General features: G+C 27.8%; 1 protein-coding gene. It reads right to left on the reverse strand.

The genetic code is table 4. The features are described 5' to 3' along the window. Positions 1-446 precede the first annotated feature (446 nt). Positions 447-1,309 (reverse strand): hypothetical protein (locus UDIV_RS04665; RefSeq protein ID WP_038103710.1); only part of this gene is annotated, 863 nt, incomplete at its 5' end.

Below are 1,309 nucleotides of genomic sequence, written 5' to 3' on the forward strand. Positions count from 1 at the left end.
GGACTTTTGGAGTTGGATGTTCCGGTTGGTTGTGTTTTAGGGTTAGTTATAGTTTTTTGTTGGTTTAACATTTTTTTCTAATTAGATAATCACAACAATTATCACTTTATTCTAAAAAATATCTAAATCTAAACAATCAAAAATTAGAACACATCACATACGACGCATTCTAATTTTTGTATTTTTGTTATTCTTATAATGTTTATTTTGACTATTTAAAAATTTAATAATAAAAAGGAATATTATCTTGATCCATTGAAATTTTTGAATACTAAATTTCCAAAATTAAAGTGCTTTTTATAGTTGATTTAATTGAATTTCTATTATAGTATTTCGGTTTAATAATCAAAATTCAACTCACTATCCAACTTAGAATAAAAGAATATGTTCCTTGTGTATACTCATTCGTTAATAAGACAAAAGATTATTTAATTAAATAATTGTGTTTAAGCAGTAGCACTAGCTTTTTTATGTGATATTTCCACTTCTTTTGGTGATTCATTTAATAAGTCGGTTTTATTATTATCATCAGATGCTCATAATTTAATAAGTTTATATGAACCCTCTCTACCATTTGTCTCTGGCACGAAATATGTAAGAGTAGACATTTCTAGTACGATTAGTCCATTTTCATATCGTTTAGGTATGATAAATAAATTTTGACTGTATGGACCTGCTGAATCATATGTATATGCTTTTTTCCCATCTTTTGTTGTTACTTCAAGTTCCATTTCGAATTTCTTATTTTTTAATTCATCATATTTTTGTTGCGATGTTTTAAATTCAAAGTAAATATAATTATTTGCATCTACTCAACTTTTGATAGGAGTTAATTTAGTTTTTCTTTCTTCATTCTTCTGCTCTGCTTTTGTTAGAATTTCATCAATAGTTTTTATTTCTTCTTCATTAGCAACCGCTTCAACTTGTTTAACAAATCCATCCTTATCACTATTTAAAAGTGCATTTAGTTTATTAATTTGATCCTTAGCATTTTGTTTTTTAGTGTTAAGAGCTGTTGAAGATTGATCTTTAGAATTAGATTTTCCACTTTCATCATTATCTTGTTGATTAGTAGGTGGTTGCTGTTCTTTAGTATCCGGGTTAGCAGGTTGTGATGGTTTTTCAACAGGTGTATCCGTACTTGGTGGATTCATTTCAGTTTCTTTTGAACCGTCGTTTTTATCATTTATAGATGGTGGCATTTGATTGTTTTCGCTACCTTTTCCTTGATCTGTTTCATTGTTTGGTTTAGCAACATTACCTGAATCTTGTTGATTAGATGGGTTTTGTTCTTTACCTTTATCATTTG

It is taken from the genome of Ureaplasma diversum NCTC 246, assembly GCF_000731915.1.
GTDB lineage: Bacteria > Bacillota_I > Bacilli_A > Mycoplasmatales > Mycoplasmoidaceae > Ureaplasma > Ureaplasma diversum.